The sequence below is a fragment of the Bacillus sp. RC251 genome (assembly GCF_044908765.1).
Lineage (GTDB): Bacteria > Bacillota > Bacilli > Bacillales > Bacillaceae_G > Bacillus_A > Bacillus_A wiedmannii.
This window is the reverse complement of sequence record NZ_JBIYDP010000001.1, coordinates 1,017,185-1,040,588: the sequence shown is the minus strand read 5'-3', so window position 1 is coordinate 1,040,588 and position 23,404 is coordinate 1,017,185. Positions and strand designations below refer to the sequence as shown.

Annotated in this window: 16 protein-coding genes and 1 pseudogene; 4 read left to right on the top strand and 13 right to left on the bottom strand. The window is 34.9% G+C overall.

All coding sequences use genetic code 11. From position 1 onward, the window contains the following. Nucleotides 1-193 precede the first annotated feature (193 nt). The 4 genes from ABH961_RS05255 to ABH961_RS05240 form a co-directional block, all read right to left on the bottom strand. Nucleotides 194-499, bottom strand: coding sequence for a hypothetical protein (locus tag ABH961_RS05255; protein WP_000539573.1), 306 nt, complete (start codon nt 497-499; stop codon nt 194-196). A gap of 195 nt (nt 500-694) precedes the next feature. After that, complete coding sequence (locus ABH961_RS05250) at nt 695-2,677, bottom strand: HAMP domain-containing methyl-accepting chemotaxis protein (RefSeq protein ID WP_048543162.1); 1,983 nt, start codon at nt 2,675-2,677, stop codon at nt 695-697. 206 nt (nt 2,678-2,883) lie between these two features. Beyond that, nucleotides 2,884-3,933 carry a ribosome small subunit-dependent GTPase A gene (gene rsgA, locus ABH961_RS05245; RefSeq protein ID WP_098049210.1) on the bottom strand — a complete coding sequence of 350 codons (1,050 nt, stop codon included), beginning with the start codon at nt 3,931-3,933 and terminating at the stop codon, nt 2,884-2,886. Nucleotides 3,934-4,112: 179 nt separating this feature from the next. Beyond that, nucleotides 4,113-4,640, bottom strand: a complete 528-nt coding sequence (locus ABH961_RS05240; RefSeq protein ID WP_048543587.1) for a DinB family protein — start codon at nt 4,638-4,640, stop codon at nt 4,113-4,115. Between the two features lie 195 nt (nt 4,641-4,835). Here ABH961_RS05240 and ABH961_RS05235 point away from each other — a divergent pair, with 195 nt between their 5' ends. Together ABH961_RS05235 and ABH961_RS05230 are read left to right on the top strand one after the other, a co-directional pair. After that, a complete protein-coding gene (locus ABH961_RS05235; protein WP_000426320.1) occupies nt 4,836-5,183 on the top strand; it encodes a DUF4257 domain-containing protein in 348 nt (115 codons plus the stop codon). Between the two features lie 84 nt (nt 5,184-5,267). Continuing rightward, a complete protein-coding gene (locus ABH961_RS05230) occupies nt 5,268-5,492 on the top strand; it encodes a hypothetical protein (RefSeq protein ID WP_048543166.1) in 225 nt (74 codons plus the stop codon). 164 nt (nt 5,493-5,656) lie between these two features. Here ABH961_RS05230 and ABH961_RS05225 read toward each other — a convergent pair whose 3' ends face one another. The 4 genes and pseudogenes from ABH961_RS05225 to ABH961_RS05210 all read right to left on the bottom strand — a co-directional run bounded on the left by ABH961_RS05225 (nt 5,657) and on the right by ABH961_RS05210 (nt 8,731). Then, complete coding sequence (locus ABH961_RS05225) at nt 5,657-6,019, bottom strand: DUF805 domain-containing protein (RefSeq protein ID WP_001198797.1); 363 nt, start codon at nt 6,017-6,019, stop codon at nt 5,657-5,659. Between the two features lie 143 nt (nt 6,020-6,162). Beyond that, nucleotides 6,163-6,370: pseudogene (locus ABH961_RS05220) on the bottom strand (hypothetical protein). Between the two features lie 48 nt (nt 6,371-6,418). Beyond that, nucleotides 6,419-7,594, bottom strand: coding sequence for an MFS transporter (locus tag ABH961_RS05215; protein WP_098079487.1), 1,176 nt, complete (start codon nt 7,592-7,594; stop codon nt 6,419-6,421). A 201-nt stretch (nt 7,595-7,795) separates the two neighbouring features. Then, complete coding sequence (locus ABH961_RS05210; RefSeq protein ID WP_098079485.1) at nt 7,796-8,731, bottom strand: aldo/keto reductase; 936 nt, start codon at nt 8,729-8,731, stop codon at nt 7,796-7,798. Between the two features lie 109 nt (nt 8,732-8,840). Between ABH961_RS05210 and ABH961_RS05205 the strand changes: the two genes are divergently transcribed. Further along, complete coding sequence (locus ABH961_RS05205; protein WP_001259913.1) at nt 8,841-9,149, top strand: ArsR/SmtB family transcription factor; 309 nt, start codon at nt 8,841-8,843, stop codon at nt 9,147-9,149. 303 nt (nt 9,150-9,452) lie between these two features. Here ABH961_RS05205 and galT read toward each other — a convergent pair whose 3' ends face one another. After that, the gene (gene galT / locus ABH961_RS05200; RefSeq protein ID WP_098847335.1) at nt 9,453-10,943 is read right to left on the bottom strand and encodes a UDP-glucose--hexose-1-phosphate uridylyltransferase; all 1,491 of its coding nucleotides are present in this window, start codon (nt 10,941-10,943) and stop codon (nt 9,453-9,455) included. Between the two features lie 755 nt (nt 10,944-11,698). On the opposite strand from galT, the gene ABH961_RS05195 reads away from it, so the two are divergent. After that, nucleotides 11,699-15,199 (top strand): endo-alpha-N-acetylgalactosaminidase family protein, encoded by a 3,501-nt coding sequence (locus ABH961_RS05195; protein ID WP_404518996.1) that lies wholly within the window; start codon nt 11,699-11,701, stop codon nt 15,197-15,199. Nucleotides 15,200-15,449: 250 nt separating this feature from the next. Here the strand turns inward: ABH961_RS05195 and ABH961_RS05190 are convergent, their stop codons facing one another. The 4 genes from ABH961_RS05190 to nagA all read right to left on the bottom strand — a co-directional run bounded on the left by ABH961_RS05190 (nt 15,450) and on the right by nagA (nt 23,388). Next, entirely contained in the window at nt 15,450-19,826 is a 4,377-nt protein-coding gene (locus tag ABH961_RS05190) for an endo-alpha-N-acetylgalactosaminidase family protein (protein WP_404518994.1), read from the bottom strand. A 428-nt stretch (nt 19,827-20,254) separates the two neighbouring features. Next, on the bottom strand, nt 20,255-21,262 hold the full coding sequence (gene lacD / locus ABH961_RS05185) for a tagatose-bisphosphate aldolase (protein ID WP_098069232.1): 1,008 nt from the start codon (nt 21,260-21,262) through the stop codon (nt 20,255-20,257). Between the two features lie 15 nt (nt 21,263-21,277). Next, nucleotides 21,278-22,213: a tagatose-6-phosphate kinase gene (gene lacC / locus ABH961_RS05180; RefSeq protein WP_098642818.1), complete on the bottom strand. Its 936-nt coding sequence runs from the start codon at nt 22,211-22,213 to the stop codon at nt 21,278-21,280. A 26-nt stretch (nt 22,214-22,239) separates the two neighbouring features. Next, a complete protein-coding gene (gene nagA, locus ABH961_RS05175) occupies nt 22,240-23,388 on the bottom strand; it encodes an N-acetylglucosamine-6-phosphate deacetylase (protein ID WP_098069234.1) in 1,149 nt (382 codons plus the stop codon). Between the last annotated feature and the right edge of the window lie 16 nt (nt 23,389-23,404).

The window sequence follows — 23,404 nt, the reverse complement described above, 5'->3', positions numbered from 1 at the left end:
TCATTTGCTTCATAATTGCATGTAAAACACCTGATTCTCTTCATTATTATATGAATTGTCTCTCATTATATTTCTTAATATGCTTCTAACGCTTTCCAAGCATATCAAACATAAGTAAATGCACTCTTTGTCCATCCTCCGCTTAGTATTTCCTTACAATAACAAAAAAGAAGAGTGACTTTTATCACTCCCCTTAAAAGAATTTCCCCGTAGCTACTAACGCTAATACTAGTATTAAAATTGTAAATAATAATGATACAATGAAACTAAAAATAGGTAATGCTTTCTTTTCATTCTTCTTAAAGAGTAACTTTAAACTAAGAAAGATGTTTACTGGTACAAGTATAAAATAAAAATATTTAACAATTTGCACCGAACTATTCGAAAGTGTTTTTAAAATAAACACTTCAATTAGAAAGACAATAAAAAATGAAATACTTAACCAAAATGAGACATAACTAAGCCAAGAATGTCTTTTGGTACCCCAATAAACTCCCATAGTAATCTCCTTTATTTGCATTTTATACGATTATAATTATACACAAAGCAAACAAATACCTCTATTTTCCGACAAATATCATACAAAATATACCTTTAAATATTATAAAGATACTCTCAATCTCATTTCATTTTACATAATAAAAACAGACTACTCCAATAGCATACTGCTATTTTGGAGATAGTCTGTCCTCTGTTAAACTTTAAATCTTTCAATTAACCCTTGTAACTCTTCAGCCATTTGAGATAATGTACCAGCCGCCGAACTAATCTCCTCAATGGACGCTAGTTGTTCTTCTGCTGATGCTGCAACGTTTTGAGTACTCGTCGCATTGTTCTGTGCTGTCATTGCAATTTGACCTACTGAAATAGACACTTCATTTGCACCTTTTGACATCCCATTAGCCGTTTCAACCATCGTTTTAATTTGATCTGCAATTTCATTTGTAGATAGTAAAATCTCAGTAAAGTTTTGCTTCGTTTCATTCGCAATAACAAGTCCAGATTGAACTTCTTCATTTACATGCCCCATAGATTTTACCGTCTTACTCATGTCATCTTGTATTTCACATATTAATTTACTAATTTCACTAGAAGATACACTAGACTTCTCCGCCAATTTACGTACTTCATCTGCAACGATTGCAAATCCTCTTCCGTGCTCTCCTGCTCTTGCAGCTTCAATTGCCGCATTCAAAGCTAGAAGATTCGTTTGATCTGCAATATTTTGAATGACTTCTAGTATGTCACCAATTTGTTTTGATTTATTATTTAGCAACTGTATAACTTCATCTGATTGTGAAACAGATTCTGCAATAGACTGCATTTGATTTACTGTTTTTCCTACTAGTTTCCCACCATCTTCTGCTTTTTCACGAGTATGAGCAGAAGCCGTATTAATTGATGATGAACTTTTTGCTACATGCTGAATTCCTTCTGTTACATCAAATAATAACATTGCACCATTTTCTACGCTCGTTGTTTGCGTTGTTGCCCCGCTCGATATTTCATCCATTGCCATTGTAATTTGCTCAGTTGCTTCACTCGCTTGTCTTACACTTGCCGTTAGCTCTTCTGATGCTGCTGCAACATGTCCAGCCGAAGTATTAATTCTTCCAATTAACGTTCGCAATGCATCTGTCATCTCATTGAATCCTTTTGCAAGTTGGCCAATTTCATCATTAGAATGAATCTCGATTGTTTGCGTTAAATCTCCCTCACTTATTTCTTTAGAAGTGGCAACTAATCTTTTTAATGGCTTCGTTATAGAAAGTGTCACAAAATAAATAAGTGCTCCGCCTATAACTAATGAAATGAACATAACAATTAACATATTATAAAATACAGGCTGCGCAGCTTCAATTATTTCATTTGAGTACATCGTTCCACCGATTTTCCAACCTGTTTTTACATTTGTAGCAAATACCATTTGTTTTTCGCTGCCATCATACATATATGAAAAAGCACCATGGTTATCCTCATAAATTTTCTTCGCCCAAGAATCAGCTGCTTTTTCCCCAGATTTTTCTTGAGGATGTGCAATTATTTTTTGTTTTCCATCTAAAATGAAAGCATATCCCTTTTTACCGATATTGATTAACTTTGTTGTTTTTAATAAATTATCTAAACTTAAATCTATTGCTACAACACCGTTTTTATCTTCTGCTTGTTTTGCAATCGTTACGACAATATGTCCATTTCCTTGCGCCTTATACGGCTCAGTAACGACAATACCACCTTGTTTTGCCACTGCATCTTTATACCAAGAACGTTCTGTTGGATCATAGTCTGCTGCCATTTGTATATTTGGTTCTTGTACAAATTTCTTATCATTCCCGGCAACATAAACTTGTTCAACATCTTTATTTAAATTGATATATTGAGATAACATTTTTCTTAATTCATCTTGATTATCCCCTTGATACATATTACCTTGAATCACACGTGCAAAATTATTTACATCATTAAATTTCGCCTCAATCATTTGATTGATTAAATTATCTAATATTTTTATATTGTCGTGAGCACTGCTCGTAATTTGTGATTCAAAATTCTTTTTAGCTGTTTGATAAGACATGCCTCCGATAATAGAGACAGCCGCAATTAAAATAACAAAAAATGAAATTAGTAGTTTTTTTGCTACTTTCATATCACGAAACAAATTTAATAGTCTACCCATTACAAACCTCCTGCTTTTCAATTTCAATAGTTAAATCTAGCGAGTTGTAAACATTTCCCATCCCTAAATTATTATTTTCATAATCTATTACGATGAATACTTTGTAAAGTTTAAACAATTAAATTCCCTTTGTCTATATATTTGAATAATATTATTATAAAATTTACAAATGCAAAAAAAGCCAAAGGGAACCACCCTTTGGCTTTTCATATTTTTTTATGCTGTTTAGAAATCTTTTTCCACTTATCACGCTCTGCTCTCGCAAGAATAGCATCTTGTTTTCTCATAAAATACGCCAGTTCTCTTTGTAATTTTTTATAGCTTTGCAAACGATTTATCGTAATAATTCCGTTATCAATTGCATTATGCACTGCGCACCCTGGCTCATTTTCATGTTTACAATCCCTAAAACGGCACGTTTTTGCTAGTTCTTCAATATCAGAAAATGTTGTTTGAATTGCATCGTTTCCTTCCCAAAGCTGTAGCTCCCTCATACCAGGAGTATCAATAACTAAACTACCACTCGGTAATCGGAACAATTCACGATGGGTTGTCGTATGTCTTCCTTTACTATCTTCCTCACGAATATCACCCGTTTTTGCTACTTCAATACCTATCAGTGCATTTAACAAAGTGGATTTTCCAACCCCAGATGATCCGACTAGAGCAATTGTTTTTCCTGAAGAAACAAATTGCTGCAACGATTCGATACCATTATGTTCTAAACTATCAACGACGAAGATCGGAACACCAATTGCCACAGCTTCCGTTTCAACAATTTTCTGTTCCACATCTTCACATAAGCTACTCTTTGTTAAAACAATAACAGGCATCGCACCACTTTCATACGCTAATAGTAAATAGCGCTCCATTCTTCTTACGTTAAAATCATGGTTAAGTGCATTCACTAAAAATAGATAATCTACATTTGCTGCTATTACTTGTTCTTCCGTTCGAGTACCAGCCTCTTGTCTAGAAAAAGAACTTCTTCTTGGAAAAATACGATGAATAATTGCTTTCTTTTCATTCTCTATTTTCTTTATATACACCCAATCACCTACAGCTGGATAATCTCCCTTCGTTACCGCTTCATGTCGAAACTTTCCAGACAGCTCTGCCATATATTCACCATCATTACAAATAATTCGATATATATGCTTATGCTCAAGTAAAATACGCCCTACTTCAAAGTTCTCTACAGCTTGTTCCTCAAAAAAAGAATCCCAGCCGAACGATTCTAAAATATTTTGATTCAAATTGATATCCTCCCTAGTTTAAGCTAAGCGGAAGGATCGTGCGCTAACTTATACAGTCTCGCCCTTTCCATCCACCTTTGTATTTGGTTTATTAATATAAGTTATTTTCGCCATAATACATCACCCCGTTCTCATTTTAATTACTCTCATTATATGGAATATTCATTTAAAAAGCTACCTTATTTAACGTAATTTTCAAATAATTTATTTTTCATCATTCTAATTTGTCCACGGTGATTAATCTCATCTTCTAGCACATGAAACCACAGATAGTGCTGGTTATACGCTACATCGTTAGGCCACTTTCTTTCTGACATAAGCCATTCATCATCTTGTTCACTCAAATACTTCAACGATTCTTCTCGAACACTTTGTAGAAGTTGTTCATAATACTGTATGTCATGACCACGGATTGTTCTCCCCGCTTCCCCTAAATACAGTGCGTCTTCCCATATTTTTAATTCTTCTTTTGTAAAGTCACGATCTTGAAATGAAATAAGTTGATGAGCTTTTTCTATAGCTGCTATATGCTTTAGTAACGCTCCGATGGAATTTCCTCCACTCGGCATAATGAAATCTAATTGCTCAACTGATAGATCTTGTATTTCCTGTAATGTTACAGACCTCGTATGCTCCAGCATGCTTACTAATTCCCCTATATTTTTTGTATAACCATCCACACTTCTTATTCGATAATCTATATTCATATCACACACCCTTTCTACATTCATATTAAGGAATAACCTCTTCATATAATAGACTGAAATATATCAGATTTTTCTGTTATAATTAATTTGAATACAGTAAAAAACCAAACAAACTTTCTCAATATGCTTCTATGAAATATTAAAAGGAATCAATATAAAATAATCGAATCTTATTCACTAAAAGGAGTGGATTCGATGGAAATGTATCAATGGCTAACTGCAGTTCTTGTTGGTGGCATTACTGGCTTCGTTTCCCATCTAATCAATAACCAAGGTAAGTTATTGCTTCCACGCCGTTTGAAAACTTTTTTTCACTTTGGATTTTTGACTGATATTTTTACTGGTAGTCTAGCTGCACTTCTTGGACTCGTTCTATTCGATGTCACCTTAATAAAAGAAATTATTAAAGTATCCATTGTGACTGCCATTTCCGGTCAGACTTTCTTACTGCACCAAGCGCTTGGTGGTGAACAGGCTAAAAATACACAAATTGGGAAAGCTGATGAGAAGATTCAAGAAATTGACAAATTATTACGACGTTAGTCTATACTTTTTTTAAAAATTATTGCTATAATAAACAATAAATATTTTCTATTGCGTCGTTTGTCAGAAGAAAGGGTGTTTCGTATGACAAAAAAGAAAATAGAAGATTTCTTAACAAACACTGAAAAAGAGGAACTGCTAGAAAACTATAAATGTTTACGAGAAGCCCGCACAAAAAGCGAAGCTAATTATTTTGGAGAAGCAGTCAACCATCTATTAAATACAGCAAAACAACGAATTATTAAAGATGCAGGCATACATGATGAAAATGCAGCAACTGTTCAATCAAAAAGAAAAGCACTGTTTTAGTTACATTAGCTAAAACAGTGCTTTTTATTTAGAATTTTTTCTTCTTGCCATGCTATATTCTCTCTGCCTTTATTCTTCCCATTTTTACAGTTTCAAAAGTCAAATAGGCCTAGAGATCAACTTAATAATATTAGCCCGTGCACACCATTTTAATAATAGGTTTATTAAATCGCTTCTTTTAAATCTGAATGCGGATTTGGTCCGTATTGATTGTCATTTTCTTCACTTTCAATGATAAAAAATACAAGTAAAACAACGCTACCAAACGGTACGAAATTTAATAGTTGCCACCATCCTGTTTTCCCAATATCATGCAATCGTCGTGCACCAACCGAAAAACTTGGTATAATCATTACTAACATAAATAGCAACGCAATAATAGCAACTAACACCTCTGAAAATGATGATAAAAATAACAGTAACCAAAAAATTACGATATTCGATAAACTAAAAGTCCAGTACTCTTTTCGCGTAGCTCTACCACTAAAATTCCCATAATTCTTTAGAGCTTTCAAATACCATTGCATTTAAATCCCTCCCTTTTATCCCCAATAAAATTAAAACATGTAATTATTAACAGATAAGTAGAAATATAACACAGCATTTATGTAAAATCCATATCCTAATCTAAATTATCCTCTATTTAAATAGTTTTTTCTTTCAGCATTTTTCACATTACTTTCACATCTATTTCACAAATATAAGTAGTCCTATATGTTAAACTACATATATCCTTTTCCAAGGAACTATATGCCGATATATAAATCCCTATCTTTGTAGGGATTTTTTATTTTTGAATTCCTCATAACTTTGTTACAATACATTTCTACTACTATTTCTATACTTTTAGTAACCACTGTAATTAATAGCACATTCATGTATTCACACTCTTATTAATTCTGATTTGCAAAATATTTATACAGACTTTATGATGCAATTCCTGTTTCACTATCTTCATTAAGCTTTTCACTTTTTCTAAACAAAAATAAAGCTCCTATATATAGTAACGCAGTAAAACTACCTATGAGTATAAAATTGTGAGATGCTGCAAATAGCAGTCCTGCTATTGCAGCTCCAATCATTTGACCAATATACATAGAAGCATTAGCAAGCGCGGCTCCTGTTCCTCTTGCTACACTAGATATGTTTTGTAAGTGCCTCATCATTAATACAAACAAAATTCCTGTCACAAAAAACAAAACAAAGAACAATAACTCCATCAATACGATGTTCTTTACATGAGGAAGTAATACATATAGCACTGCTGTAAATATAATTCCACCATAGAAAGAAAGGTTATAACCAATTTTATTTACGATTCTAGGGCCAAAAATATTACCAGTTAAATTTCCTAGTCCTAATACGAGCATAGCTGTACCTACTTCATGAACTTGTAAGCCAAATTGAATGGAAAGCCATACACCCAAAAATGAAAATGCAGCAAAATTACCAGTTTGAAAAACAAAATATGCAAAATAAGAAATTGAAACCTTTGAATCTGTAAGTAATTGTTTATAGCGCTTTAAGATGTTTGTTTTACTTCCACCTATATGAACCGGTTTTATTTCTGGTAATACTACATAGATAAGAATTACAAGTAGTGCTGATAATATACCAATGATGAAGAATGGTGTTGTATAGTGTATCATTGCCAAATACGATCCAACTGGCAACCCTAAAATTTGAGAGATTGCTAACCCTGCTGTTGCAATTCCAATTGCCTTTACAATTCCCTCCTTCTCTATAAGGAGCGGAATAGATGCCCACACTTGTGGAGATACAAAAGCTGCACTTACACCTGCTAAAAATCTAAATGCTAGCATCCATAGAAAACTCGGTGCCATTCCACATAAAAACGTACTTAACGCAAAAAAACTCATTCCTATTACCATTACTTTTTTTCTGTTTAAGCCATCTGATATAGGACCAGCAATAAGCGCAAATCCAGCGTATCCTAAAGCATATGAGCTCACCATCCACCCTGACAGCTCAGTTGAAACATGATACACCTGTTGTAATATCGGTAAAAGTGGTGAAATTAAGAAAGTATCCGTACCGATCATAAACATGGTTGTAAAGAATACAGCTAGTACTCTTTTCATCTAAACCTTCTCCTTTTATATAAAGTGAAACTTTAATCAGTGGGGGTTTTGTTCATCGCCCACTGATTATCAGCCCTCACCAATCGGGCTTTTACGGGCAGTTGATTCCCCACCTAACTTCTTTGCTCCCGCTAAATTTTGAGGTGGGGGCCTTACTGCACGTTAATGCGGGATAAAAAGAGGGAACACCCCTCTTCTCAATTAAGCTTCTAAAATAGCTTCAATCTCTTTCATCACCTTCTCATTCAATGAAACTTCCACAGCTCTTACACTTTCTCTTATTTGCTCCGCTCGTTTCCCACCAGGAATAACAGTATCAATTCCTTTTTTATTTAATAGCCATGCTAAAGCTAAATGTGATACTTCAAGATTCATTTCTTTAGCTAAACCTTTTAACTTCTCAACTTTTTTAAAGTTACTCTTATATGTATTTTCTTCAAATAGATTTACACTTTGACGCCAATCGCCTTCGTTTAATTTAAAATCTTCTGTATATTTTCCACCTAGTATCCCAAAAGCAAGAGGCCCGTATGGTATAAATGAAATACCTGATTCTATACAATACGGCAAAAGTTCTTCTCCAGCAGTACGATCCAACATATTATACGGTGATTGTACAACATCTATCTGTCCATGCTGATTCGCTTCTTTTAATTGCTCTACGTTAATGTTTGATATTCCTATTGAACGAATTCTCCCTTCTTCTTTTAGACGAGCAAGCTCACCAATTGAATCTATGTAACTTATTTCTGGATTTGTAAAATGTAAATAATATAAATCAATATAATCAGTTTGTAATCTTCTTAAGCTATTTTCCACAGCATTTCTTAAATAGCTTCGTTCATTATTAATATAAACCTCTCCATTTAATAATGGTTGTATGCCACCTTTTGTAGCAAGTACAACTTCTTGGCGTTTTCTTTTCAATACTTCTCCTACCAATTCCTCTGATCTACCGAAACCGTATGAATCTGCTGTATCAAAAAATGTAATCCCTTGCTGGATAGCTTCTTCTATTAATCGTTTTCCTTCTTCCTCATTCACATCAGCATATAAATTATGCCCCCCTACAGCGTTTGTTCCTAACCCCAACTTTGAAATATGTAGTCCTGCCTTTTGTAATTTTGTATACTTCATTTTTTCTCCCCCTATATTTCTATTGTTCGAATATATTCGAACGATAGAAATATACCACTTTATATGTTATAGTGCAAACTATATTAACTGATACAAGTAGGTGAAAAAAATGCGTACTCTTTATCATCCAAACCGTGAAGAAATTCAATTCTCTTCAGTCTTATACGCACTTAGCGATCAAATTCGTTTACAAATTGTAACAATGCTACTAGAAAAACATGAACAATCTTGTGGTGCGTTAAACATTCCCATTGCGAAATCAACTTTATCTCACCATTTCAAGGTTTTACGTGAATCCGGTGTTATGTATACACGCCTTGAAGGAACACAGCGTTTCATTTCAATTCGTGAAGATGACTTGCATGCTAGATTCCCCGGTTTATTAGACGTCGTATTACATGCAACAGAACCATACTAAAAAACATCTCATATTCTTATGAGATGTTTTTTATTTTTGCTATTCTTTTAGCAACTTGAATCAATCGGGAATTTGTTCATCACACACTAAGAAGATATGCGTGTCATTCTTTCTTACTTTATTTTTGTAATGGATCCTTTGGACACTTTAATTATTTGATTACATTTTATACACATCATTAATATAGGGCCGCCTATCTGTTTCAATTCCTGTAGTTGCTTATGCTCACACTTCCCCATCTAATTACCTCCCCTATCATATAATTAGGTCATTTTGTAATCAATAACACTACTAAGTCCATTCCTAATGTAAGGTCTGAATAAAACGTTTAAACGCCGATATCCCTTCGTCATCTCGTTTAAAAACGCCAGCATCTTCAAGCGCCTGTATAAATTTCTTTCCTAATTCTGCTCTTACTATCTCCTGTACATTTTGTTCATGTATCCGATTGTCATATTTGATTTTTAATTGTTCTGCCCATCGTATATGAAGCGTTGGAATATCACTTGGAATGTTAAGTAAGAATTTTTCCACTTCCTGAAGTTCTGTTTTTAAACGCGCCGGAAGTACAGCTAACCCCATTACTTCAATTAGACCGATATTTTCCTTTTTAATATGTTGTATTTCCGCATGAGGGTGGAAAATACCTAGCGGATGTTCTTCACTTGTACGATTGTTTCGCAAAACAAGGTCCAATTCATACATACCATTCCGGTAACGGGCAATCGGCGTAATCGTATTATGTGGAACAACATTCGTAAATGCAAATATATTAACAGACGGATCACTATATTCCTTCCACCTATCTAATATGTACTCCCCTGCATTTACTATTTGTTCTATGTCTTTACTTCTTAAGCGAATAACTGACATAGGCCATTTAATAATAGAACATTGCATTTCTGGAAAGTTAGTTAGTTCAAAAATTAGGTCGTTTGATGCATTTGCCATAGCAAATTCATAGTTTCCACCTTGATAGTGGTCATGTGTTAGAATAGACCCTCCTACAATTGGCAAATCTGCATTGGACCCAAGGAAATAATGTGGGAATTTTCCTACAAATTTTAACAAACGTAAAAATGTTTGACGGTCAATTTTCATATCTCGATGTTCTGAGGACAATACAATGCAGTGTTCATTGAAGTATATATACGGAGAATACTGTAGAAACCAGCTTTCATCTGTAAGATTCATCCGGATCATACGATGATTCGATCGTGCTGGATGTCCAGTTCTGCCTCTATATCCTTCATTCTCAATACAAAGTAAACATTTTGGATAATTTGTACTTTCCAGTACTCTCTCTCTAGCAATTTGTTTCGGGTCTTTTTCCGGTTTTGATAAATTAATTGTTATATCAATGGCACCATATTCCGTATTTACTTTATAATTTATATTTTTGGCAATTTGCTTCATTTGTATATAGTTGCTGTTTTTACTTAATTCATAGAAGTAATTTGTCGCAGCCTTCGGATTTTGTTCGAATTTTTTATAAAATAGAGTATTAATAACAGTCGGTTTGGACATAAAAACATCCATAATTGCACTTGCTAAGATTTCCCTCTCGTCCATTACTGACTCAATGACTTTATGCATACAAGCATATTCAATTAACTCTTCCAATAACTCTGAAATTGCTTTCTTTGCAGGTGCGGGCGCTGACGCTTCCACTATAAAGTCATCTAAACGAAGTAAGGAAAGGATTTGATTCCTTGTATATATTTCATCTTCTTTTTCAATTAATTGAACTTCAATAGCACGATCAATTAACTGCTGAATAGCTTGATATATCATCAGTATATACCTCCTCTAACCTTATAGCGGTTTACGTTGTTACGATGCAAGTTCTATGTACCTTTTATCATTTTATGAACAGACGTATAGGATAACCACCATTCTAATTTACGTTTTGCTTTCTCCGAAGAAACTATTAGCATACTTGAATCGCCCGTTTAGTAAGCTATTTTGTTACATTATACGTATGTAAAAACACTTCTACAATCAACATCTTGTCGTATTTTTTATACATCTTGCTTTTCACTTTTAACATCTCACTAAAAACATAAAAAGGTACATTTTTTGAAGAACAATTTCTGACGATTTAATAAACGCAATAATACACAGAATATAAAACTACCTTTATCTTAAACCCTAATCTGTATCTCTGTGTCCCTCTCCTGAATGTAGCTTTTCAATAATAAACGCATCTGCTCCAGTATCGCCGCCGTTTAATTTTTAATGAGCTTCTCAAATAAAATAATCCTATCTTTATAAGCCAGAATTATTTTTTATTTATCTTATTTTCAACATTACAAAAAACAATATTTCTAAAAAACAGAGCAATATCTCTCTTGTGTAAGCGCTTCACAAAAAGTAATCTATGGGTACAGATAGATACTAGAAACTACTTCTGGTTTTAATAGATTCTCAACTACTATACAAGCTTTACATTCTATCAAAATATTAAGTTTAAAAGGCCAAAAAGTGATCTATACCTGTGAAGAACCATCAATATCAAAAGTGCCAAAATCGAAAACGAGGGGGTACATATGAAAAAATCAAAAAAGAAATTCAGGAGGACGATCGCAACACTTGTATCGGGTTGTGTCGTAGGTTCTACTTGTTTTACAAATGGTTACCTAATCCAAGCTGAGAGCACCACGGATACTATACAAGCTGAAAATCAAATTATTTCTCAAAGTCCAAATGCGGTTATTTCATCTAATCAAATGAACGTTCTTGTTGATGTGAATTTTCCAAGAGTCATTCAATACGATTTAAAATCTGGAAATGATGCAGGAAAGACTTTTTACGGACAGACTGAGGCATTAGATACAATCCTTATTAATGACGTAGCAGTAAAACCAAAAGTCAAAGCAAAAGTTTTATCAGATAAAGTTGTATATGAAATGACGGTAATAGACACTAATAACAATATTTCTGCGGTTATTACTGCTGAGTTCGTTGTTAAAGAAAATATATTAGAATTCAATATTACAAAGATCGTCGACAACAAAATTGTAAAAACTATTGAAATTCCAAATCATAATTTAATTTCTGTAAATAACAGTCAAAAAGATGCAGTGCTAGACGGTGTACAGATGTCAACAAATACACATATCAATGGTGACAGACAAGTAAAGGTTGATGAAAATTTAAATACGAAAGATGAAGAGCAAGAAGGATATATGTATACTTTTCTTTCTACTGATGAATTGAGTGCAAGTATATGGTCTAATACGGAGAATAGTTTAGTAAAAAAATTAGCTCCAGATTCTTATGCTGCAAAGACTGATGCTCAAAGAATTACGGCAAATGCTACGACTAATAGTGCAGGAAAAAAAACAATTGGTCTAAGTAGTACATTCTGGACGTATCAAAAGTCAGAAGAACATCGTAAAGAAGATGGCACTCTAGAGCTAAAGAACGGGACAGTTAATAAGGTAGATGAAATGCCGTCTGTGAAGGTTATCATTACTGCTGACGCTAATGATGATAAAAAAATAAACTGGCAAGACGGAGCAATTGCTTATAGGAAAATTATGAACGAACCTCTAGGAGCAGAAAAAGTTCCAGACCTAGTTGGTTACCGTGTGAACATGAACTTTGGCAGTCAAGCCCAAAACCCTTTCTTAATGGCTTTAGACGGAGTGAAAAAATTTCACCTAAATACTGATGGACTAGGGCAATCTATTCTACTAAAAGGTTATGGTAGTGAAGGGCATGATTCTGGTCATTTAAATTATGCTGACATTGGAACCCGAATTGGCGGTGCAAAGGACATGAAAACATTGCTAACGAGGGGTAAAGAATATGGGGCAACTTTTGGTGTTCATGTGAATGCAAGTGAAACGTATCCAGAGTCAAAATACTTCCAAGAAGATCGTTTATTAAAAAATCCAGATGGAACTTATAAGTATGGTTGGAACTGGATCGATCAAGGAATAAACATTAATGCTGATTATGATTTAAGAAATGGCCGAGCACAACGATTCAAAGATTTATATGATGCTCTTGGTGGCAAGAAGAATGAATTAGATTTTATTTATGTAGACGTTTGGGGTAATGGACAGTCAGGTGATAATAGTACATGGCCGAGCCGTCAATTAAGTAAAGAAATAAACAGTTTAGGTTGGCGCTTAGGCAGTGAGTGGGGATATGCGAACGAGTACGATTCCACATTCCAACACTGGGCAGCCGATTTGACTTACGGCGGGTATACCTTAAAAGGTATCAATAGTACTATCACTCGTTTCATTAAAAACCATCAAAAAGATGCATGGATTGGTAACTATCCTAAGTATGGAGGCGACGCAGATGCTCCATTATTAGGTGGATACAGTATGAAAGACTTTGAAGGTTGGCAAGGTAGAAGTGACTACAAAGCGTATATTGATAACTTATTTGCGGTGAATGTTCCAAGCAAATTCATTCAACATTATAAAGTAACACAGTGGGAAAATGGAAAAGCAGTTGAAATGATAGATGATAAACAACAAACTTACAACTGGGTACCAGGTATGAAGACAGTATTAAAAGACGAATCTAGTGAAAATACACTTACAATTGAAAGAAAATCAAATGATTTTGCAAATGATAAAGATGGCTATCGAACGAGAACTATGACATTAAATGGCAAGCAAATATTTGAAGGTAAACCTGGTGACGAAAAGTATTTATTCCCATGGTCTTGGGATCAAAATGGTAAAAAATTATCAGCAGATAATGAAAAATTATATCATTGGAACACAAACGGTGGAAAAACAACGTGGACTGTCCCTACTGGTTGGCAAGGTACCGTTAAAGTGTATGAGTTAACAGAATTAGGTAAAGAGAAAATGAAAAATGTTAAAATTGAAAATGGAAAAATCACATTAGATGCAAAAAAATCTACTGCATATGTAATTTATAAAGGGCCAAAATCCAATAAAGATGTTAAATGGAGTGAAGGAATGCATCTTATAGATACTGGCTTTAACAGTAATTCCCTAAAAGATTGGAAAATCAAAGGAGACTCAAAAGCAGTTCAGATTACGAAGAGTGAAGGTAATAATAATATGCTAACAATCTCCAACAATAAAAAGAAAGTAAATGTTACCCAAAAATTAACAGACCTAAAACCTAATACAAAGTATGCTGCATATGTTGGTATAGACAACCGAAGTGAAGCACAAGCAAGCATCACAATTACTTCTAACAACAAACAGTATACGAATAGTACTGGTAAATCTATCGCTAAAAACTATGTAAGAGCATACGCACATAATACATTAGGCTCAGAGCAAGCAAAAGCTGATGGTCAAATGACTTCAACTGTGGATGGAACAAGTTACTTCCAAAACATGTATGTATTTTTTGAAACTGGTAAAAAAACATCCGATGTAACAATTGATTTATCTAGAGATGCTGGAAATGGTGCAAGTTACTTTGATGATATTCGCATCGTGGAAAGTAATGCTGAAAACCAAGTAAGCAATAATAAATTCGTACAAGACTTTGAAAATGTTGTACAAGGCATCTATCCGTTTGTAATTGGTAATATTGAAGGCGTAGAAGATAATAGAACCCACCTGTCTGAATTACATGCACCGTATACGCAAAGAGGTTGGAATCAAAAAATAGTAAATGATGTTATCGCAGGTAAATGGTCACTTAAAACGAATGGATTAACGGAAGGTGATGCTCTTGTGTACCAAACTATCCCTCAGAACTTCACATTTAAACCAGGAGTAACGTATAAAATTACTTTTGATTATGAGGTAGGTAGTGATGGAACGTATGCAGTTGTGACAGGTAATGCTCCATTTGAAGAAAAAGGAGTATTAACTAAGGAGGAATTAAAATCAACCGCAAGTAGTGATAAGAATGCAAAAGCTGGCACATATTCCTTTACTTTAACAGGAGATGGATCGGGGCAAAGCTGGTTTGGGATTTATTCCACTAATAAAGCAGCTAATACTAACGGTGTGAAAGGCTCACAAGCTAACTTTAACGGTTATAAAGATATTATGCTTGATAATCTAGTTATTGAAGTAGTTTCAAATAAATAGAATCCGTTGCTTTATATTGAAAGAAGTTGTCCCAAAAGGTCCTTAAAAATGATCTTTTGGAGACAACTTCTTTTTTTATACTCTATAAATATAAGAGGATTGTTCCTTTCTGTCCGTAATTTGGTTGTGGTGACATACTTATATCAAAAAGAGGTTAACCCATATAGCTACTCAGCTACTTTTAGGTTACCCTCTTTTCATTCGCAATATTACTCGAACGATAAAACTACTTTTAACTTAATAGAGATTTTTACCTCTCTGTCCCTCCCCCTGAAATCACCTTTTCAATACGTAAATTATCTAAAATAAACGTACCTGCTCCGGTATCCCCGTTTAAATTCGTTCCATCACTGAAAATCCCAACATAAGTTTGACCGTTCTCAGAACCTGTCACAGTAAACTCTGCTGTTTTTGTGTCAGTAGATGCAGTAAGAGTGTTATTCACACTCAATCCCTTTGCACTCGCAATGTCTCGAACATCAATTTCTTGATCCCCTGAAATAAAGCGGAATGCATTTGCTGTCGTTTGATAGTCAAATAATACTTTATAAGTTACGCCAGGTTCGAAACGATAATTTTGAGGAATAGTACGGTACAGCAAACCTTTGTTTCCAGTGTTCACTTTAACAGACCAATTCCCACCTAATACATCATCGACTAATTTTTTGCCTGCCCATCCTTTTTGCGTATATGGAGCATGCAATTCAGACAAATGAATTCTGTTGTCTTCTACCCCTTCTGTGTTACCAATAACGAATGGGTAAATTCCTTGTACCACCGTTTCAAAATCTTGTTTAAATTCTGTCGGTGAGACATAATTTTTTAAGGACTTTTGAACGATCCGAATATCATCAAATTTTGTGTCTCCTTTTCCAGAATCACGGCTGAGAGTTAATTTAGCTTTATTCGTTACAGCTGTAAAGCTCACTTGCATGATTTGCATTTTGCTATTGTATCCATCATTTGAGGCATGTGAATCTGCCTTAACATAGTTCTTTTGCAGGCTTCGAAGTGTGTAATTGTTAACGTCTTCTTTCCCACCTGTTACTGTAATTCCGGCCTTTACATCACTATTGTTTTCAACATATACCTCTGCTACATAATCTTTACCTGGTTCCAAACCAGTAAGGACACGGGAAACAGTTGTATCTTTTGACGGACTATCAATATTCAAGTAGTAATCTCCACTACTTACATTGCGGTTGCTTCCAGTTTGATTCGTTCTAACGGCGCTTATAGCTTTGTTATCCCCCTCAATAGTTGTATATGCACTTACTTTTCCTGTATTGAATCCCGCGTCATATATATGAGCACCCTTGCTCCAATCATAATCAAGAATTTCCAAACCTTTATCTCTTTTTGGTACAACAACATAAGGTGTTGCCGCACTAACTGTCAAAGTTACCTTATTATTTACGACCTTGACTTCTTTCATATCTGCTCTACCACGATCTGTCAGTTTGTATACATATACACTAGATGCATCTTTATATTCATCTGGAAGTGTCCAAGTAGTTGTACCACCTTCCAAATTCCAATGATATAGTTTTTCAGAATTAGAAGTTGGATTTTTAAAGTCTTGTTTCACCCAAGGAATTAAATAAGTGTGTCCATCAAGTACAACGTTTCCATTCAGTGTAATCACACGTTCCCTAGAATTGTCTTTTCTAGTTACATCGACAACATCCCCATTACTTGGGTCTTTCAATTTTATTTCCTTTTCTAAGTTTGTCTTGCTTTTATCCCCTTCTACAGCTGTCCAATTCGTTACATAATATTTTTGTAAGAATTTAGTAGGTAGATTCGTATCAAATGTCATGCGAATAAAATTATCAAAATTCTTATCAGATTGCCACCCTTCGAAACCAGCTAATTCAAATCCACCAAGCAATGGATGATCAGCGGTTCCTCCTACTTCAGGCCAATTCAACACCCAAGAATCTCTTTGGTGATTGCTAATAAAGCGTAGTACTTCTGAGTTGATACCTTTGCTTTCCGGTCCACCGTAGTTTTTATCGGTAGCCCAGTGTTGCCACGTTGAATAATTGGCCATAGAACCACCAAATTCCGTTGTTAGTCTCCAGCCCCTATCTTTAAATTGATCTGCTATTCTATTTGATTCCCATTGATTTTGATACCATACATCTAAATAAATAAAGTCAAGATCTGAAACAGCAGCTTTCAATTCATCTAGTCTTTTCGCACGAGCTCCAGTATACAAATCTTTTAATTTATTAATTGTATAAGATTGATCTAGCCATCCCCATCCTAAAGAATTTGGACGATCAATAAAATCATTTTTGAAAGCTTTCGCTTCAGGATAAACTTCCTGCGCATTGATATGGACACCAAATTGGGTATTATACTTATGCCCCTCTTTAATAAGCGTATCCAAATCTTTCACGCCACCCATACGCTCACCTACATTACCATAATCCGGATGACCACTGTCATGTCCTTCGTTTGCATATCCTTTTAATAAAACAGCTTGCCCCAATTCATCTGTAGCAAGAGCAACCTTTTTAATATTATCTGCTGTTTTTAAGAATGGTTGTTGTGCTTGTGATCCGAAATTCATTGCAATACGCATTCCAACATTATTGTTTACATCTTGATATCCTTTAATGTCTTGCATAATATCACGGTATGCAATCGCCGCATCTTGCCAATCTGTCTTATTATCAGTATTCAAATCTTTAGCTATAGCTATTTTAATAGTTGGTTTATTTTTTTGTGGTTCTGGCATAAAATCTCTTTGGTAATAGAGTGCACTAGAACCTATCCCCATTGCCTTAGAACCATTCTTATTTACATATCGATTTGCAACTAAGTTTTTATAACCATCCACTTCTGAACTGGACCATACACCCGCACTCAATTCGTCAGTTGACAAAAATGCAGTATAATTTTTAGTAGATGTACCTATTTCTCCCATGGAAGAATCTATGCTTACATCCACATCTCCTGATTTCCTAACATCAGTACTAATATTCGTTAATTTAGCTTTTGCACCTTTTTGCTCCGAATTTACTGAGATAACGTTCATATCTGCAAACTCAACTGTTTCAATTTTTGCACTACCATTATTTTTAATTTCATCGAAACTATAAATAACTTTATTATCATTTACTTTCAAAGATACTTTAAATACAGCATCAAGGTTTTTCATTTCATCCACAACTTTTAATGTATATAGCACTTCACTATCGCTTAACTTTTCAAAGCTTACTTTAGGATAGTATAAGGAACCATTTACTTTCAATCCGTACACAGGTGATTCTTGCCCATTCATTACTTTATTGCCAACTTTGTATTTCACAACCCGTGGAAATACTTGATCAATTGTAACATCCATATACTTTGACTTTAATGTATCTTCTACTGGTGGAGTATCTGGAGGTTTTGGCGCACTATATTCTTTGATTTTGATATTAGAAATCGTAATATCAGCAGCACCTCGGCTTTTTTCAAACCCTAGTCCCCCCGCTTGATCTACACCACCAGTTAAAGTCCAAGAGTCTACCTTTTTATCATCAATGTATAACGTCGCAACATCGTCCATGAATACTAAACGTAAATGGTATGTTTGTTTTGCTTTTAACGGCACGTTTGAAGTCATCGACGTCCAATTGTTTATAGGTCCAAATGTTTCACCAAAATACTGGTCGTTCGTATCCCCTGTTCCCACATAAGTGTATGCAGATGCATTTTGAACACGATAAATGAATCCAAAGCGATTCATCTTATCAGTATTAGTAGTAACATCCGCTTCAAAAACACCATTTTTAATTCCTTTCATTTGGTTGTAGACAATTCGATTTTTTTGGGTAGATGTAACACCAAAAGTTGCTGAACCATCTGCATTATAAGTAACTTTTCCGTCGCCAGAGATAATTTTCAAGTCGCCTTCTTCTAGTTTATTATCCGTAATGTCGACAAGTTTTTCATCTCCTGGATTCGTGCCTCCATCCTCAGGTGCATCTCCTAATTCAATGAGGACTTGACTTTTTTTATCTCCAAAAGCACCAAGTTTAACTGCTTCCTTACCTGTAAGGAGGTTCTTTACATCATTAGGCAACGTAACCGGTCCAAATAAATCTTTTCCATCTAATGTAATATTCAAAGTGGTTGCGTTATAATCAATTTTTATGGAATGTGAGGTCCCAGCCTCTGGAAGTGAAACATTCGGTCTCGTTTTTAACCAATCACCTTTTCCTTGATATTTGTATTCATAGAACCATCCAAGTGAGTCGTAGCCTACAAAAACGAAGTTATTATTGTCAATATAGTGAGGATAGAAACCGAATCTAGTATCTTCTCCACTGGTTTCTGGAGTAAAGGTATACGCCATCGTTCCCGATTCTTTAGCGATTTTATTTTGTTCTTGAAAAATTGCAGCTTTAGCCCCATTATCATTTCCGGCACCTGCTCCAAGCCTTACATAGGACTTCCCATTTTGTTCTATTATTGCATTGATTTCGTTTCCTCCAGATGAAATTGTAACCCATGGATTAGACACATTTGCTCCTACATGTAATGGCACCATCATGCTCACTAAAAATGTCGGCACAATTAGCACAAGTGCAAGAAGGATATTAAAAACTCTCTTGAAATGCTTACTCTCCAATTCTTCTCCCCCTTTGAAATTTAAATTTCAGTTAAAAACAATACCTGCACATTCATTTTTAAAAATATACCAAAACCTGAAAGGTACCGCTTTCACTTATGTTTAGAATAGTTTTTTTCAAGCGCCCACTCAATAAAGATATTGTTTCTTTTTTTAGTTATATTGTCTTTTTAAAACGCTTACAAAATAAGGATATTATCACCTTTTCAAGGATGTTTTTATTAAATTTCATACGATAATTAACAATCTTTCGTTTATTCACATGTAAAGGTTACTCTCCCTTTTTTAGTCATGATCACAACTCACTTAACTGTTCTGCGCTTTCATCTTAGCATTTGTGGCCATACTGGACGCAACTAGAAAATGAGCAGACGAATGTCTACTCATTTTTCTTCATTCCATTTAAACATGGAAGAAAAGATATTGTACTAACTTTGCAGCTCAGCTGTTACTTTCACTTTAGCAAACCATGAATTAGCCGTCTCTTTCAACACGAGATTCAATTCTTCAATATTCCTTTTACCAATATCTTTTAACCAATGACGACCTGCTTGTTCACCGCCTATAGCAAACGGCATGACACCGTCTTTCCAAGTTGCCCGACCACATAATACTCCATTAAAGGTAGAACCGGATTCTTTAGCAAATTTTAATGTTTCTTGAAATAATTTTGCGCTTACTCCTGCACTAAGGAAAATAAATGGAAGCTTCGTTGCTTCACTTTGTTCTTTGAAATAAGAAGCTGCTTTTTCTTTACTGTAAACAAATTCACCTTCTGTATATCCTTCCACATAGTTCATATCTACTGGAACTTCTACTTTTAATACATCTACTTTATATTGCGGCTTTGAGAACTCCTTCATGGACTCAATCACTTTATAAGGTTTTATTTTTGCGTATGCTTTATTTTTCACATTATCACTTTCAGCATCATAAGTAACGATCTCTAAGAAAAATGGTATGTCTTCAGCTGCACATTCAGATCCGATACGTTCCATATAAACATGTTTATAGTTATTAATTTTTTCATCTTCATCGATATCATAGTAGAGTAAGAATTTAATTGCATCGGCACCTGCATCTTTTAATCGTTTCACTGACCATTCTGTTAATAAATCTGGTAGCCGTCCTACTTCTGACGCATCGTATCCAGTTTTTTCATACGCTACGATTAAGCCTGATTCTTTATCTCGGACTTTAGCCGCTGGCAAACCGTATTCCGGGTCCAAAAGAATCGCTGTTGTAAATGGTGTTAATTCCTCAGAAACTACTTCTTTAAAACGGGTAATGCCCTCATCTCCAACTTGACTCACACCGCCAGACGCAATCATTTTTTTCAATGATCCACGCTGGTCAATAGCCAATGCACCAATTATTCCATTTTCTGCAGATAAACGTTTTAGAGCTTCCAATTTATTTTTGGTTAGTTCTAACATCAACATTCTCCTCTATCAATCTATTTGTTCAACTTTAACGAGATCAAAATATTGTTTAAACTTATTCACATTAATATAACCAGTTTCAGCTTCCATCGTATTTAACATTCCTGTAGTCATCGCCGTTTTAAGAACAGTCTCCACTGTTTGATGTTGATGTAGTGCAACAGCTAATCCTGCAACTGTTGCATCACCAGCCCCTACAGGATTGACCACTTCTATTTTTGGGACCATAACTCTATAATAGTCCTTGCTATGTTTAACAAATGCACCTTCACTACCCATCGATACGATAATCCACTCAATTCCAGTAAATAATTCATTGTTTAATGCTTGCTTTAGTTCTATGATTCCCGCCTCCATGTCAATGCCCAACAGTTGTGATAATTCCGCTTTATTCGGTTTGATGGCGAATGGTTTTTCTTTATGAAGCATCGCTTGTTTCAAAGATTCCCCTGACGAATCCATAATTACTGGAATTCCATTTTCATGACAGATTTCTAACATTTGATAATAGTAGTTAGTCGGTAATCCTTTCGGTAAACTGCCCGAAATTGTCACAAGTGAAGCTGTTGTAAGTAGATATTCGAATTTTTTTAGAAAATCAGTTCCCTCTTCTTTAGATAATGTCGGCCCAGATTCTAAAATCTCTGTTTGCATCCCTTCATGAAGAATAGCAATACAATTTCTTGATTCTTTTTTGATTTTTAAAAATTCATTTGGAATATTGACATTATTCAATTCTTGAATAATGTATTCACCAATCGTACCACCAAGCACACCTGTCGCTAGAACAACTTCATCCATTTGAGCAATTACTCGTGCAACATTCAAACCTTTTCCACCAGCAGTTTTATGAACGGCTTCCACACGGTTAACAGCATCTAACTTTAATTCATGAATCGGATAGGAAATGTCGACCGATGGATTCATGGTGACAGATAGTATCATTGGTAATCCCTCTTTCAGAAATTTGTTTAAGCTTGAAAACGGCATACACCGTCAAGATAGGTAGCAGTTACATCCATCTCCGGTGTCATCACAATAAAGTCAGCAGCATATCCCTCAGCAATCTTCCCGCATTCGCCATCGAGCTGCATACTTTTTGCTGGTGCAGTACTCGCCATGTAAATTGCTTCCTCAGGTGTAGCAATTCCCCACTCGACGACATTTTTGACAGCATCTTTTAATTGCAAAATGCTCCCGGCTAAACTTCCGCTTTCCAAACGAGCCATCCCATCTTTTACTTTCACCGGAAACTCTCCTAGTTGATAAATCCCTTCAGGCATACCTCCAGCCATCATACAATCAGACACCATTACAACCCTTTCTCTGCCGCGGATATTCATTAAAATATTTGATGCAACGGGATGTACATGATGTCCATCACATATGATTTCGGCAAAAACATCTTTTAGATTCATGGCCGCTCCGACCATCCCCGGCTCACGATGATGCAATGGACTCATTCCATTGAAAGTATGAATAAAAATGGAAGCTCCTTTTTCAACCGCTTGCTTTGCTTCTTCATAAGTTGCGTCACTGTGAGCCAACGCCACTGCAATCCCTTCTCCTACAGCATATTCAATACATTCCGCCGCCCCTTTCCTTTCAGGTGCAATCGCAATTTTTTTAATAGCATTATTTGATAATTCCTGCCAAACTTTCAACATTTCAACTGATGGGTCACAAAAATATTTCGTGTTCTGTGCTCCTTTATGCTTTTCAGTAAAAAATGGTCCTTCTAAAAAGATACCTTTAATTTTTGCACCTTGTACTCTCTTGTAATTGGCACCAATCATTTCAACGACGTTATTTAACGATTCTTTTGAGGATGTTAAAGTTGTCGGTAAAAAAGATGTAACGCCGCATGACAGGAGTCCTATCGAAATTTGGTTCAATCCTTCAAAACTATTGTCCATAATGTCGTGATTTCTAAATCCATGAATATGTGTATCTACTAGACCAGGAGCGATCCAATGTCCTCTATACTCAATAATTTTTGCCGTTTCCTTCGGCCTATCCTCTAAGAAAACACCGAATTTTCCGTCTTTTACCTCTAAAAATCCAGGCCCTATGACCATCTCTTCAAGAAAAAACTTATCTGCAAAAATAAAAATAGTCATGTATATTTCCCCAATC